We start from the raw sequence: 14,174 nt of genomic DNA, 5'->3' as shown, positions 1-14,174 counted from the left end.
GCAGGGGGGTCAATGCAGGTCGAGCGTCGGATCCTGCGGTGGCTGCGGCATGTAGCGCAGGGAGATCAGCGCGATCCGCGTGCCGACCTGCACGTAGCAGCGGTAGCCGATCGCCGCACTGGCGCCGAAGCGCAGCGTTCGGCCATCCAGCGTCAGGATGGTGCCAGGCGGTGCGAGGCCGATCCTGGCCAGGTCGAAATCGCTGGCCTTGCGCCAATGCTCCACCGGCGCCGCGGCAATGGCGGCGAGTGCGGTGACGCGCGCATCGTCTGCCCGCGTGGCGGTGCCGTCATGCTCGAGCCACCAGTGGCCGTCGTGGTGGCTGTAGTGCTTCGGCGCCGCCGTGCCAACCTTCAGCTCGATCCGGGTGACCTGGGACGGATCGAGCGAAAGCAGGGTGCCCGGTGCCTCGGCGCGGTCACGCTGCCATTGCCACAGCGCGAGTGCCAGCAGCACACCAGCCCCGAGCAGCAGTCCAAGCCGTTGGCGGGCGGCGCGCTTCATGCGCGGCGACGGCGCCAGGCGATCAGGCTGCCGACGATCAGCAGCAGCAGCGGCAGACCGGCGATGAAACCCAGGCTCAGTGCGTCGAGGCCGCCCTGCGACAGGTGCAGCACACGGTCCGGTGCGCCACGTGGCGGCAGGTCCACCAGCACGTCGTCGCCGAGCAGCCAGTCGAAGATGCGTTCGCCCAGGGCGCGGTTGCCGCCGTTGCCGAGGAAGCTGTTGGAGAGGAAATCGCCATCGCCGATCACCACCACGCGCTGCTGGGTCTTGTCCGGGTTGGCGGACAGGCGGGACAGGGCGAAGCCGAAATCCAGCGGGCCCTTCAGGTCACCGCTGGACGCGTCGTAGCGGATGGTCGACGGTTGCGTGTTGTCGATCGGCTTCAGCTCGGTCCAGCTCTGCACGCTGGAGCGCAGGATCGGCTGGATCTTCCACTGGCTGTCGTTCGCCTCGGCCAGCGCCGAGACCTCCGGGAACAGCGTGGCCAGCGCGAAACCATGGGTGATCGTCTGCGGCGGGTAGGTGCCGACCGCGACCATGCGCGGGTCCTTCAGGCCGAGCGCGGCGCCGGCGCCGTCCACCAGCATGCCGGGCAGCACGCGCAGGCCCAGGGCATGCGTCAGCGGTTGCGCTACCGGGTTGCCGGGGTCGGTCAGCCACAGCAGGTTGCCGCCTTCGGCGAGGTAGTCGGTCAGCGCCTTCATCTCACCCGCGGGCAGCGCCTGTGCCGGGCTGGCCAGTACCACCAGGTCGGTACCCTGCGGTACGGCGGTGACCTGCGAGAAATTCAGCGGCACGGCACGCAGGCCGCTCTGTTCCAGCTGGCCCATGAACGTGCCGAGGTCGGCATTGGCCTTGCCGTCGGCCAGCCGTTCGCCGTCGCCGGTGACGAAGGCCACCAGCCGGTCGCCACCGCGGGCCAGACGCTCCAGCGCGTTGGTGAGGCTGTCTTCGGACAGTTCATCCAGCCGCTGCTCGCGCTTGCCGTAATGGACGACCAGTTCGCCGTTCACGGTGATGCCGAGCTGGCGCATCCTGGCCGGGTCCTTTTCCGGATCGACGAAGCGCAGCGTGAGGTCGGGCTTCACCTGCTGGTAGCGCTGGATGAAGTCGGCGATGGTCTGGCGCAGGCTGCCCTGCGGGTTGGCGTAGCTGACGATGCGCACCGGGCCATGCAGCTTGCGCAGGATGGCCCGGCTCTGCGGTGTCAGGCTGGCGCGGGCGCCCGCGGTCCAGTCGGCGGTATGGCTGAACTGCGTGCCCAGAAATCCCAGTGCGCCCGCGCCAACAAGCAGCAACAGGGCGAACAGCCAGCCGTCCAGGCGTCGGAACAGGTCGCGGCGAAGCATCAGTCGCGCTCCTTCTCGGTGGCGACGCGACGGATCGCGAGCGCCAGCGACACCAGGGTCAGCAACACGAACCAGAGGATATCGCTGGTCGATACCAGTCCACGCAGCAGGGGTTCCAGATGAGTGGGCAGCGCCAGCCAGTTGATTACGCCATTGTTGACGCCGGCGGTCTGCGCGCCGAGCTGGATCGAGCACAGCGCCAACGTCAGCAGGATCGCGGCGGTGGCGGCAATGGCCGGGTGCGAAGCGAATGCCGAGCAGGCCATGCCGATCGCGGCCAGTGCCGCCAGCAGCAGCACCATGCCCAGCGTGGCGGCCGCCAGCTTGCCCCAGTCGAGATGAGTGGCGTGGGCCAGCGACAGCGGCATGAGCAGCGTGAGTGCCAGCCACAGCAGCAGCCAGACCATCAGCGCGGCGTACTTGCCCAGCACGATGGCACGGGCCGACTGGCCCGCGCCGAACAGCAGCGGCAGCGTGCCGTTGCTGCGTTCGCCGGCCAGGCTGGACATGGCCAGCAGCGGCACCACGATCAGCGCCAGCTCGGTTAGCCCGAACGGAATGAAGCCGCCGGTGAGCAGGCTGCTGAGCAGCGGCACGGCGGCCATGTCGGTGAAGCCCGGGCCGCTGGGCAGCGCCGCCAGGCGGACCTGCATCGCCAGGAAATTGCCCAGCAGCAGTACGAAGCGCCAGCCGAGTTCGGCCAGGGTCAGGGCTGCGAGCACCCAGCCGAGCGGGCGCACGAACAGGCGACGGAGTTCCAGGCGCATCACGGCTGACATGCTCATGCGGCGCGCACCTCACCGGCCATCGCGATCTCGAAGAAGCGCCGTTCCAGTGCTCCGTGGTCGTGGTCGTCCACTGCAGCATGATGACGCAGCGTGCCCTCGTGCAGGATCGCCACGCGGTCGCATACGGCCGTCACTTCGGTGAGCAGGTGGGTCGACAGGATCACCGCGGTGCCCGCGGCCGCCTGTTCGCGGATCAGGCTGCGCAGGCTCGCCGACTGTACGGGGTCGAGCGCGTTGGCCGGTTCGTCCAGTACCAGCAGCGCCGGTTCGTGCAGCAGGGCGCAGGCCAGTCCCAGGCGCTGGCGCTGGCCTTGCGACAGTGCACCGGCGAGACGGCGCAGGAGCGGCTGTAGTTCCAGCCGTTCCACGATGCGTTGCCGGGACTGGTGGAGCGTGGCGCCATGCAGGCCGCGCAGGCGGCCATGTGCGGCAAGATGTTCCGCCACGGTCAGTTCCGGCCACAGCGGGGCACGTTCGGGCAGCCAGCCGATGTGCTGGCGAGCCAGCTCGGGGTGTTCCACAAAGTCCTCGCCCAGCAACCGGATCGAACCGCTGTCCGGCCGCAATGCGCCGGCCACCATGGCCAGGGTGGTGGACTTGCCGGCGCCGTTGACGCCAAGCAGGCCAAGCACCTGGCCGCGCGACAGCTCAAGGTCGAGATCACGCACGGCCGGGCGCCCGGCGCGGCGTCGTGACAGGTGGTCCAGTTGCAGTACGGGGGATGAAGCGGCAGTTGGCGCGATCATTGCCTGATTGTCACGGCGCCCCCATTGTTTAACAACCGTCAACGGTCACGCTTCCTTCATTTAACGAAAGCGCAAGTGCAAGTGACCTAGGATTAAAGGGTTTTCCGTGCTGGCGGGTACGGAAATCCCTCATCTAGACTGCCTTTAAACCCCTCGAGTGCCTTACCGATGTTTGATGCCGTTCTGAACTTCCTTGCCCACGGCGTGGTTCACGCAAGCTGGGTCGGTCTGCTGGTCTACGTGCTGGTGGTCACCCAGCTGACCATCTTCACGGTGACCTTGTACCTGCACCGTTGCCAGACCCATCGTGGCGTCGACCTGCACGCGATTCCCTCGCATTTCTTCCGCTTCTGGGGCTGGCTCACCACGGGCATGGTCACCAAGGAGTGGGTTGCCGTGCATCGCAAGCACCATGCCAAGGTGGAGACCGAGGAAGATCCGCACAGCCCGCAGATCCACGGCATCAAGAAGGTGTTCTGGGATGGCGTCTCGCTGTATCGCGAAGCCACGCTCAACCCGGACGACATGGAGAAGTACGGTCGCGGCACCCCCGACGACTGGATCGAGCGCCATGTCTATGGCCGTCGCCCGTACTGGGGCATCTCGCTGATGCTGATCGTCAACGTGGCGCTGTTCGGCGTGATCGGCGCGGCGATATGGGCGGTGCAGATGGCCTGGATCCCGTTCTGGGCCGCGGGCTTCGTCAATGGCCTGGGTCACTGGTGGGGCTATCGTAATTTCGAGAGCTCCGACACCGCCACGAACCTCGTGCCGTGGGGCTTCTGGATCGGTGGCGAAGAGCTGCACAACAACCATCACGCCTTCCCCAGCTCGGCCAAGTTCGCCCTGCGCAAGTGGGAGTTCGACATCGGCTGGGTGGCGATCCGCATGCTGCAGTCCGTGGGTCTGGCCAAGGTGCTGCGCGTGGCGCCCACGCTGGACGTGCGTCCCAACGTGCACCTGCCCGACGCGGACACGCTGAAGGCCGTGCTGACCCATCGCTTCCAGGCGATGACCGATTTCTATCGTGGCGTGATCGTGCCGACCCTGCGCGAAGAGGCGACCCATGCCGGCGACAACCTGAAGGCTGTGCCGCGTCGACTGCGCCGCGCGATGGCCGATGGCGGCCGCTGGCTGGACAGCGAGGGCAGTGCGCGCCTGCAGGCCGTGCTGGCCAAGCGTCCCACCCTGAAGACGGTGTGCGAGTTCCGTACGCGCCTGGCAGCGCTGATGGAGCAGCGTGGCGCCGAGCAGTCGCTTAAGGGTCTGCAGCAGTGGATTCGCGAGGCCGAGGAAAGCGGCATTCGCGTGCTGCAGGACTTCGCCGTGCGACTCAAGGGCTACAAGCTCGCCAGCGCCTGATTGCGCACAGCTTTCCGGTCGCACACGAAAAAGCCCGCCGAAAGGCGGGCTTTTTCGTGTGCGCATGCCGTTCTAAAACCTGCGGCTCACAGCTTGTCGGGTCCCTTGCGCAACCAGCGGTCGATCATGACCTTTTCGTAGATCAGCGGCGTGTTCTGCATGGTCGTGATGCCGCTGTCGAGGAAGCCCGGATCGCGCAGCTTGCGGGTGCCTTCGCGGAGCACCTTGCCGTCCGCGCCGAGCAGGCGGAAGTGTAGGTCGATCCGCGGCGGGTAGATGCTCCGGATGATGCGCACGTCCTGCATCCGTATGCCGTGCCACGGCTCGAACGAGCCGGCGAGGTCGATGTCGGTCACCACGATGTCCAGGCGTTCGCCGGGCGGCAGTATCCGTGCCGCCCGCTTTTCCATGTAGACACGCAGCGTCTTCAGGTATGTGTCGCTCTCGCGCGACGGGGCAAAGCTGCGCTCCTTGATCGCCTCCGAGAAATTTTCCGGATGGTCGTAGGTCACGCTGACCGTATTCGGCGTTGTCGTCGTTGCAGCCATGGCGGTGCCGCCCAGGACGAGGGCCGCAAGCAATGGGGCGATCATCACAAACCGGCTTTTCATCGCGTTCTCCTGCAGTCTGCACGTTTGCCGTCAGCGGCAAGCTACCACCAGGAACGTGGTTCCGGCGTCACGGTGCACCAGCCACAAAAAAGCCCGCCATGGAGGCGGGCTTTCTTGCGAGGCGGCGATCGATTACTTGATCTTGCCTTCCTTGTAGATCACGTGCTTGCGCACGACCGGATCGTACTTCTTGAACTCGAATTTGTCCGGCGTGTTCTTCTTGTTCTTCTGCGTCGTGTAGAAGTGGCCGGTACCGGCCGAAGAAATCAGGCGGATCTTGTCGTTTGCACCCTTAGCCATGACGATTCTCCTTAGACCTTCTCACCACGGGCACGCAGCTCGGCGATCACGGCCTCGATGCCCTTCTTGTCGATGGTGCGCAGCGCGTGGCTGGAAACGCGCAGTTTCACCCAGCGGTTTTCGCTGGCAACCCAGAAGCGACGCTCATGCAGGTTGGGCAACCAGCGGCGACGGGTCTTGTTGTTTGCGTGCGAGACGTTGTTGCCGGTCTGCACACCTTTTCCGGTGACTTGGCATACACGGGCCATGATGACCTCCGTAGATTCTGTTGACCGCCCGTTGGCCAGGGCGACATCGGCCCAGCGACGCCGGGGGCGCCACGCGATGCTGGAGATGGAACATTTCGTCGCTGCCCGAAGCCGCATCGCGTAGCGGGCACACCCGAATGGACGGGTTGGCAGGGATCGAGCCGCGCATTATCCCGCAAAAACAGGGCTGTGCGCAATCGCCAGGGCGCAACGGCGTGGCGGCGGGCGGGGATGTATGGAACAATCGACCCTTTCGCATATCCGCAACGATTCACGACGAGGGTTTTCCGATGGCAGAAGTCACCCACCTGGATCTGGCCGATGGCCAGCCCGGCCAGCCGCAGCTGATGCTGCAGAAGATCTATGTGAAGGACGTGTCGTTCGAGGCGCCCAACGCACCGCAGATCTTCCAGGAAATCGGCGAGACCGAGCAGCAGCCGCAGGTGCAGCTCAACTTGAGCCAGACCGCCAGCGAACTGGGCAACGACCAGTACGAAGTCGTGCTCAGCCTGACCCTGACCTGCACCCTGGGCGAGCGCACGGCCTACCTGGCCGAAGTCCACCAGGCGGGCGTCTTCGGCATCGTTGGTTTCAGCGAGGCCGAGCACGCCGGCATTATCGGCAGCTACTGCCCGAACCTGCTGTTCCCGTATGCCCGCCAGATGATCTCGCACCTCGTGCTGGAAGGCGGTTTCCCGCCGTTCCTGCTGCAGCCGATCAATTTCGACGCGCTGTTCGCGGCCGAGCAGCAGCGCCGCGCCATGGGTGGCGGCGAGGCCCCGACCCTCAACAGCTGAGCGCCATCGTCGATCATGGCTGAAAAGTCGACCCTGGCCGTCCTCGGTGCCGGCTCTTGGGGCACCGCATTGGCCGCGCTGGCCGCGCGCAACGGTACCCCGACCCGGTTGTGGGGGCGCGATGCCGCGGCGCTGGCGGGCATGGCGGCCACTCGGCGCAACGAGCGTTACCTGCCGGGGCTGGAGCTGCCGGAAGCGCTGGTCTACGAAAGTCATCTCGGCGCCGCCTTGCGCGGTGCCGGGGTCGTGCTGATCGTGGTGCCCAGCCACGCGTTCGCGTCGATCCTGGACGAGATCGCACCGCTGCTCGATGCCGACGCGGCGATCGCCTGGGCAACCAAGGGCTTCGAGCCCGGTACCGGGCGCTTCCTGCATGAACTGGTGGCCGAGAAGCTGCCGGGTCGCCCGGCGGCGGTCATCACCGGGCCTTCGTTCGCCAAGGAAGTGGCCGCCGGCATGCCCAGCGCGGTCACGGTCCATTCGGAAGACCCGGCTTTCGCGCAGCAGCTCGCCGAAATGCTGCACGCTCCGGATTTCCGCGCCTATTCCGGCAACGACGTGCTCGGTGCCGAACTGGGCGGGGCGATGAAAAACGTGCTGGCGGTGGCCACCGGTGTCGCCGATGGCATGGGTCTGGGCCTGAATGCCCGGGCCGGCCTGATCACCCGCGGCATGAACGAGATGCTGCGACTGGGCGTGGCGCTGGGGGCGAAGCCGGAAACGCTGATGGGTCTGTCCGGTCTCGGCGACCTGGTGCTCACCTGCACCGGTGATCTTTCGCGCAATCGTCGTCTCGGTCTGGCCCTGGGACGTGGTGTCGCCATCGACGAGGCGGTGCGCCAGATCGGCCAGGTGGTCGAGAGCGTGGTGACGGCCGACGAAGTCATGCGGCTGGCCGACAAACACGGCCTGGATCTGCCGATCGCCGCCGGCGTGCGCGCCGTGCTGCATGGCGAAGTGACTCCGGTCGAAGGCCTGAAGGCACTGATGGCGCGCGAGCGCAAACCGGAGTATCCGCAAGGCCTGTTCGGCGCGGGCTGACCCTTTCAGGGCAGTACGCTTTCCGAAATCCTGCGATCCGCTTGCAGCCAACCATCGCGAGGCTGTTAAGCTCGGAAGTTTCATCGCCCACGGATCGCAGTCGCATGCCGCCATCGGACGAGAAGCAACGCGCCGGACCGGCCCCGGCCTCCACGCACGGCACCCGCTTGCCGGTGGCGTGGCGTCGGTTGCTTGCCGCACCGGCCGCCGCCGAGTCGCGCGAGCAGGGCGTGCTCGGCTTCTTTTTCGAAGTGATCTCCGATGCCGGCGCGGCATGTGCCTGGCTCGACGTGGCGCCGGTCATGCTCACCGTCGCCGAACACGGCAGACTGGTCCGGCCCGCGCCGCTGGACAGCAAGCAACTGGTGCACACCCTGCTGCCGTCCCACGAGCGGCGCCTGGCTACCACCGTGCTGGGCCTGCCGCAGACCCTGCGCAAGGGGCGCAGCTACGCCCGGCTGTCGGGACATGTGGGTGACGCCCTGCTGGCCGAGATGCTGGATACCGCACCGTGTTTCCTTGGCGGCATCGCCGGGCTGCGCCTCTCGCGTGGACGTTCGCATCAGCTCAACTGGCACTGGCAACTGGAGCAGGACGGCAGCCAGCGGCTGCAGCCGGCGCTCAACCACAGCCAGCGCGCGCTGCGGCTGGAAGGTTTGTGGTACCTCGACGCCGAGCGGGCCGAGCTGGGCCATCTCGAGGCGCCGGCCGAGGAGGCGCACTGGCTCGACCTGCCGCTGCTGAAGTACGACGAAGCGCCCGCGCTGGCCGAAACCCTGCCGGACAGCCGCCTGGCGCACCGCGTGCCGCTGCCGCAGGTGCTGGGCGAACTCCAGCGCGAGGAACTGACGCCCAAGCCCGTGCTCACCCTGCATGCACTGGCGCGGCATGCGCGGCTGGCCGCGGGCACGCCGCCGCTGGCCTACGCGCGGCTGGCCTTCGACTATGCCGGCGAACGGCTGCCCGGTCGTGGTGGCGAGCCGCTGGTGCGGCGCGTGCGCAACGGGCGCCTGGTCGAGATCACCCGTCGCCGCGCCGAAGAACTCGCCGCGATGGAACAGCTCGAGCGCGCCGGCCTGACCCCGGCCGTGGATACCGAGGGGCTGCCCTGGGACCTGGCCGACACACTGCCCGAAGACGCCTGGCTGTTCCCGGGCGCAGGACATGCCGGCGCGCTGGAAGTGAACACGCCGGCACGCTGGCTGGCCCTGCGGCCGAAGCTGGAGGGCGAGGGTTTCCAGCTCGATTACGCCAGCAGCTTCCCGTTCGAAGTGCTCGACGGTCCGGTGCAGTGGTACGGCAATGCGGTGGAGGATGCCGACGACCACGCTTTCGATCTGGAGATCGGCATCGAGGTGGACGGCAAGCGCCACAACCTGCTGCCCGCGGTGGCTCAGGCGCTGGCCGAACACCAGCTCAACCTGCGGCCGGCCGAAAACGAGCCCGAAGACGCGGTGTGGTATGCCCCGGTGGACGAGCGGCGACGCGTGCCGGTGCGCCTGCGCGAACTGCGCGGGCTGCTGGCGCCGCTGGCCGAATACCTGGAAAAGCCCAAGAAAAAGCTGCACCTGCCGCGGGTGCAGGCGGGGCGTCTGGACGAACTGGCCGAAGCGCTGCCCGGCAACAGCGAACTGCAGGCGCCCGAAAAACTGCGCGGCTTCACCGCGCGCCTGCGCGATGCCGCCGAGCGCGCCAGCGACGCCGTGCCCGCCGGCCTGACGGTGGAACTGCGGGCCTATCAGCGCGAAGGCCTGCGCTGGCTCAATGCACTGGCCGAGGCCGGTGTGGGCGGCGTGCTGGCCGACGACATGGGACTGGGCAAGACCCTGCAGCTGATCACCCACCTGCTGGCGCTCAAGGAGCGCGGCGCGCTGGAGCAGCCCGCGCTGGTGGTGGTGCCGACCAGCCTGATCCCGAACTGGGAGTCGGAGATCGCGCGCTTTGCACCCGCACTGAAGGTGCTGGCGCTGCACGGCCCGCAGCGCAGTGCCGATTTCTCGCAGATCGGCGAGCAGGACATCGTGCTCACCAGCTACGCCTTGCTGCCGCGCGACGTGGTCACGCTGCGCAAGCAGCGGTTCGCGTTGATCGTGCTGGACGAAGCGCAGCAGGTGAAGAACCCGCGCACCCAGGCCCGCCGTGCCGCACTGAGCCTGCGCGCGCCGCGCTGCATCTGTCTTACCGGCACGCCGCTGGAAAACCACCTGGGCGAACTGTGGTCGCAGGTGGACCTGGCGGTGCCGGGCCTGCTTGGCGATGAGGGTGCGTTCCGCCGGCATTACCGGGTGCCGATCGAGAAGCAGCGCGACGAAGACTGCCAGGCGCGGCTGAATCGCCGGCTGGCGCCGTTCATCCTGCGACGCACCAAGGCACAGGTGGCGTCGGAGCTGCCGCCGAAGACCGAGATCACCCGGCGCGTGGTGCTCGACGGCCGGCAGCGCGAACTGTACGAAAGCCTGCGCCTGACCCTGGCCGACGAGCTGCGCGAGGTGATCGCCCAGCGCGGTATCCAGCACTCCGGCATCGTGGTGCTGGATGCGCTGCTCAAACTGCGTCAGGTCTGCTGCGATCCGCGCCTGGTGAAACTGGAAGCCGCGCGCGGGGTACGCGATTCGGCCAAGTTCGACCTGTTGATGGACATGCTGCCGGCGCTGCTTGCCGAAGGGCGCAAAGTGCTGCTGTTCTCGCAGTTCACCGAGATGTTGAAGCTGATCGCCGGCGAGCTGGACCGGCGGCGCATCCGCTACGTGATGCTCACTGGCGAAACACGCGACCGCGCCGAACCGGTGCGTCGCTTTCAGGACGGCGAGGTGCCGCTGTTCCTGCTGTCGCTGAAGGCCGGCGGGGTGGGCCTCAACCTCACCAGCGCCGACACCGTGATCCACTACGACCCGTGGTGGAACCCGGCCGCCGAAGCGCAGGCTAGCGATCGCGCCCATCGCATCGGCCAGGACAAACCGGTGTTCGTGTTCAGGCTGATCACCACCGGCACGGTGGAAGAGCGCATCGAGGACATGAAGGCGCGCAAGGCCGAGCTGGCCGAGGCTGTGCTGGAAGGCGGCGGCACCCGCGAGAAACTCAGCTTCGATCAGGACGACCTGGACGCGCTGCTGGCGCCGGGCTGATCCGGCAAGGTCCGTTTCGGCGGAGGCCGGACTGCTGCAGGGTCAGTCCCGCGCGGCCACTTCGTCGATGTGGCGCAGCAGGGCGGCCGGATCGTCGTAGACGCGGAATGCGCCGGCACGTTCCAGTTCGGCCTGGCCGTAGCCACCGGAAAGCAGGCCGACACCCAGGGCACGGGCCCGTTGCGCGGCCAGCATGTCCCAGATGCTGTCGCCAATGACCAGGGCGTGGTGGATGTCCACGCCCAATCGCTCGGCCGCAGCCAGGAACAGGTCGGGGTCGGGCTTGGCGTGACGGACCTGGTCGCGGGTCACCACCGGCACCTTGGCCGGGTCGACGCCCAGTGCGGCGAGGTTGTGTGCGGCGGTTTCCATGCGGCCGCTGGTGGCGATCGCCCACGGCATGCGTTGTTCGGTGAGGTAGGCCAGCAGTTCGCGTGCGCCGGGCAACGGGCGTACCGCATCCTGGGCGTGATAGCGGTTGAACGCCTCGGCGTGGCGGATGCGCAGGCGCTCCAGTCGTTCCTCGGTGATGTCCAGGCCGGTCTCGCGCAGCAGGATGTTGGCGAACAGCCCGCCGCTCATGCCGATCTTGCGGTGGATGCGCCACACGGAAAGGTTCATGCCCTCCGCATCCAGCGCCTCCTTCCAGGCCAGCACGTGCTGGTAGACGCTGTCGATGAGGGTGCCATCCAGATCGAACAGCAGGGCGGTCCGGGTACGGGACATGGGGTTCTCCGGTATGGCGGGGCGACAAGTATGCGGGTTGCGACGTGACCCGGATGCGATGGGTGGGGTGGGCCGCCCGGGGTCAGTCGGTCGCGGGCTGCAGTGGCAAGCCTGCGTCCAGCACGGCCAGTGCGGCGGCGCCCAGCAGGCCGGGCTCCGGGTGCATCACGGCCACGGTGGGCACCTGTTCCATGGTTTCGCGGAAGCGTCCCTTCGCCTCGAAGCGTTCGCGGAAGCCGCCGTGCTGCAGCCACGGCAGCAGGATCGGCAGCACGCCGCCGGTGAGGTACACGCCATTCCAGCCGCCCAGGCTGAGCACCAGATCGCCAGCCACGCTGCCGAAGATGCCAGCCAGGGTTTCCACCGTGCGCACGCACAGCGGGTCGCCGCCGCTCTCGGCGCGGGCGGTGATGTCTTCCGGGTTGTACTGCTCGGCCGGCTGGCCGGCGATGTCCGCCAGCGCGAGGTAGAGGTTCACCAGGCCGTTGCCGCAGATCATGCGTTCGTTGGACACGCGCCCGAAGCGCGCATTGAGCCGGTGCAGGATTTCCACGTCTTCGGCGGTGTGCGCGGCGAAGCCGGCGTGTCCGCCCTCGGTTTCCAGCACCACCCAGTGGCCTTCGCGCAGCAGCAGGCCCGCCACGCCCAGCCCGGTGCCCGGCCCCATCACCACGTAGGTCTGGGTCGGCGAATCGCTGCGACGCGGCAGCGACTGCGGGCCCACCGACGTCAGGTGCGCGGTGCCCAGCAGCGGAACCGCCATGCCTTGCGCGGCGAAGTCGTTGACCAGCTTGACCCTGCCAAACCCGAGCTTCTGTTCGAGGTTGCGTGCGGATACTGCCCAGGGGTTGTTGGTGATCTGTACCGTTTCGCCGTTGGCGATGCGTCCCGCTGCGGCGATGACGGCGGCGCGCGCGGTATGGCCGGTGTCGGCGAAGTACTGCTGGATCGCCTCGGCCAGGGTCTCGAAATCCCGCACCCGGTAGCGGCGCACGCTGTCCATCATCAACGGGCTCGGATGGCCCGTGTCGGCCAGGGCGAAGCGGACATTGGTGCCGCCCAGGTCGGCGAGCAGGGTCGGGATGGCGTGCTGGGAACTCATGACGATCCAGGCAGGGAAATCCGTACAGCGTGCCGCGATGTGGCCGTTACGTCCAGTCCGGCGAGCATGCGCATGCGCATGGCGTGCGTCGGGTTTGCGGGTCCTGTGCGGTCGTGCTTAGCGGCGTCCGGCGTCATTTCAGCGACGTTGACGATATCGGTACGCAATCCCCGCATCCTTTCGGAATCAGGCTTGCGCAAGGCCGTGCGGGACCTGTGCGGTGCCTGACTGTGCCCGGTGGGCCGGGTGCTCGTTGCATGCGCCGTGGTCGTCTCGGGATGCATGCCATCAGGTCTGCTGGTGTGCCATGTTCCATCGTCGATATGACGGATGGCCGTATGGACGTCTTGCGGATGCGTTGCAGGCATGCCGCTGATGCGGTGTGGATGTGGTCCGGCGTGACAAAGTGTCCGCGGCGGCGGCGCGCCTGACGGTCGGCGTTACAATAGCGAAGTACCGATCGACGAGTCCCCGCCATGAGCTTTCCTGCCATCCGCATGCGTCGCATGCGCCGTGATGCCTTCGCGCGCGCTCTCATGCGCGAACACACCGTGTTGCCGTCCGACCTGATCATGGTGGCTTTCGTGATCGAGGGCGAAGGCCAGCGCGAGCCGGTGCCTTCGATGCCCGGCGTGGAGCGCCTGTCGATCGATGCCTTGCTGGAGCTTGCAGGCGAGTGTGTGCGGCTGGGCATTCCGGCGCTGGCCCTGTTCCCGTCGCCCGGCGCCGGCGTGAAGAGCGAGGACGCCCGCGAGGCGTGGAACCCCGATGGCCTGATGCAGCGTGCCACCCGCGCACTGAAGGCGAAATATCCGGAACTCGGCCTGATCGGCGACGTGGCACTGGACCCCTACACCACGCACGGGCAGGACGGACTGATCGACGAAAACGGCTATGTGATGAACGAGCCCACCGTCGAGGCGCTGGTGAAGATGTCGCTGGCGCAGGCGGAAGCCGGCATGGATTTCGTGGCGCCGTCGGACATGATGGACGGCCGCATCGGCACCATCCGCGAGGCGCTGGAAGCTGCTGGCCATATCCACACCCGCATCCTGGCCTATTCGGCCAAGTACGCCTCGGCCTTCTACGGCCCGTTCCGCGATGCGGTGGGTTCGGCCGCCAACCTCGGCAAGGGCGACAAGCACACTTATCAGATGGACGTGGGCAACAGCGACGAGGCTCTGCGCGAGGTCGAGCTGGACATCAGCGAAGGCGCCGACGCGGTGATGGTCAAGCCGGGCCTGCCCTATCTCGACGTGCTGCGCCGGGTGAAGGATGCCTTCGGCATGCCGACCTTCGTGTATCAGGTCAGCGGCGAGTACGCCATGCTCAAGGCCGCCTGTCAGAACGGCTGGCTGGACGAAAAGGCGGTTGTGCTGGAAACCCTCACGGCCTTCAAGCGTGCCGGTGCCGATGCCATCCTGACCTACTTCGCGGTGGATGCGGCGCGCTGGTTGCGCGGGGAATAGCGA

Annotated in this window: 14 protein-coding genes; 5 read left to right on the top strand and 9 right to left on the bottom strand. The window is 67.4% G+C overall.

Translation table 11 applies throughout. From position 1 onward, the window contains the following. Positions 1–9: 9 nt before the first annotated feature. The 4 genes from RA164_RS15555 to RA164_RS15540 are packed head-to-tail and all read right to left on the bottom strand — an operon-like array spanning position 10 to position 3,390. Positions 10–504 (bottom strand): hypothetical protein, encoded by a 495-nt coding sequence (locus tag RA164_RS15555; protein ID WP_329741747.1) that lies wholly within the window; start codon positions 502–504, stop codon positions 10–12. Continuing rightward, the gene (locus RA164_RS15550; RefSeq protein ID WP_329741746.1) at positions 501–1,856 is read right to left on the bottom strand and encodes a GldG family protein; all 1,356 of its coding nucleotides are present in this window, start codon (positions 1,854–1,856) and stop codon (positions 501–503) included. The genes RA164_RS15555 and RA164_RS15550 overlap by 4 nt, the downstream gene beginning before the upstream one ends. Beyond that, a complete protein-coding gene (locus RA164_RS15545) occupies positions 1,856–2,641 on the bottom strand; it encodes an ABC transporter permease (RefSeq protein ID WP_329741745.1) in 786 nt (261 codons plus the stop codon). The genes RA164_RS15550 and RA164_RS15545 overlap by 1 nt, the downstream gene beginning before the upstream one ends. Beyond that, entirely contained in the window at positions 2,638–3,390 is a 753-nt protein-coding gene (locus RA164_RS15540) for an ABC transporter ATP-binding protein (protein ID WP_329741744.1), read from the bottom strand. The genes RA164_RS15545 and RA164_RS15540 overlap by 4 nt, the downstream gene beginning before the upstream one ends. A gap of 168 nt (positions 3,391–3,558) precedes the next feature. Here RA164_RS15540 and RA164_RS15535 point away from each other — a divergent pair, with 168 nt between their 5' ends. Continuing rightward, positions 3,559–4,752 (top strand): DesA family fatty acid desaturase, encoded by a 1,194-nt coding sequence (locus tag RA164_RS15535; RefSeq protein ID WP_329741743.1) that lies wholly within the window; start codon positions 3,559–3,561, stop codon positions 4,750–4,752. Positions 4,753–4,838: 86 nt separating this feature from the next. On the opposite strand, the gene RA164_RS15530 is transcribed toward RA164_RS15535, so the two are convergent. The 3 genes from RA164_RS15530 to rpmB all read right to left on the bottom strand — a co-directional run bounded on the left by RA164_RS15530 (position 4,839) and on the right by rpmB (position 5,911). Beyond that, positions 4,839–5,363 carry a DUF3016 domain-containing protein gene (locus tag RA164_RS15530; protein ID WP_329741742.1) on the bottom strand — a complete coding sequence of 175 codons (525 nt, stop codon included), beginning with the start codon at positions 5,361–5,363 and terminating at the stop codon, positions 4,839–4,841. A 132-nt stretch (positions 5,364–5,495) separates the two neighbouring features. Next, positions 5,496–5,663, bottom strand: a complete 168-nt coding sequence (rpmG, locus tag RA164_RS15525) for a 50S ribosomal protein L33 (RefSeq protein ID WP_302071823.1) — start codon at positions 5,661–5,663, stop codon at positions 5,496–5,498. 11 nt (positions 5,664–5,674) lie between these two features. Further along, positions 5,675–5,911: a 50S ribosomal protein L28 gene (rpmB, locus tag RA164_RS15520; protein ID WP_329741741.1), complete on the bottom strand. Its 237-nt coding sequence runs from the start codon at positions 5,909–5,911 to the stop codon at positions 5,675–5,677. A gap of 290 nt (positions 5,912–6,201) precedes the next feature. On the opposite strand from rpmB, the gene secB reads away from it, so the two are divergent. The 3 genes from secB (at position 6,202) to RA164_RS15505 (ending at position 10,874) form a co-directional block, all read left to right on the top strand. Beyond that, positions 6,202–6,708 (top strand): protein-export chaperone SecB, encoded by a 507-nt coding sequence (secB, locus tag RA164_RS15515; RefSeq protein ID WP_329741740.1) that lies wholly within the window; start codon positions 6,202–6,204, stop codon positions 6,706–6,708. Between the two features lie 15 nt (positions 6,709–6,723). Then, entirely contained in the window at positions 6,724–7,749 is a 1,026-nt protein-coding gene (locus tag RA164_RS15510) for an NAD(P)H-dependent glycerol-3-phosphate dehydrogenase (protein ID WP_329741739.1), read from the top strand. A gap of 104 nt (positions 7,750–7,853) precedes the next feature. After that, complete coding sequence (locus tag RA164_RS15505; RefSeq protein ID WP_329741738.1) at positions 7,854–10,874, top strand: DEAD/DEAH box helicase; 3,021 nt, start codon at positions 7,854–7,856, stop codon at positions 10,872–10,874. 42 nt (positions 10,875–10,916) lie between these two features. Here RA164_RS15505 and RA164_RS15500 read toward each other — a convergent pair whose 3' ends face one another. Beyond that, the gene (locus tag RA164_RS15500) at positions 10,917–11,600 is read right to left on the bottom strand and encodes an HAD family hydrolase (RefSeq protein WP_329741737.1); all 684 of its coding nucleotides are present in this window, start codon (positions 11,598–11,600) and stop codon (positions 10,917–10,919) included. 82 nt (positions 11,601–11,682) lie between these two features. Then, entirely contained in the window at positions 11,683–12,702 is a 1,020-nt protein-coding gene (glk, locus tag RA164_RS15495; protein ID WP_329741736.1) for a glucokinase, read from the bottom strand. A 476-nt stretch (positions 12,703–13,178) separates the two neighbouring features. Here glk and hemB point away from each other — a divergent pair, with 476 nt between their 5' ends. Next, positions 13,179–14,171: a porphobilinogen synthase gene (gene hemB, locus RA164_RS15490; RefSeq protein ID WP_329741735.1), complete on the top strand. Its 993-nt coding sequence runs from the start codon at positions 13,179–13,181 to the stop codon at positions 14,169–14,171. Positions 14,172–14,174 lie beyond the last annotated feature (3 nt).

The organism is Dyella sp. A6 (assembly GCF_036320485.1).
In the GTDB taxonomy this organism is placed as follows: Bacteria; Pseudomonadota; Gammaproteobacteria; order Xanthomonadales; family Rhodanobacteraceae; genus Rhodanobacter_A; species Rhodanobacter_A aluminiiresistens.
Note: the sequence above shows the minus strand (reverse complement) of the source record. Positions and strands in the feature narration are given on the sequence as shown.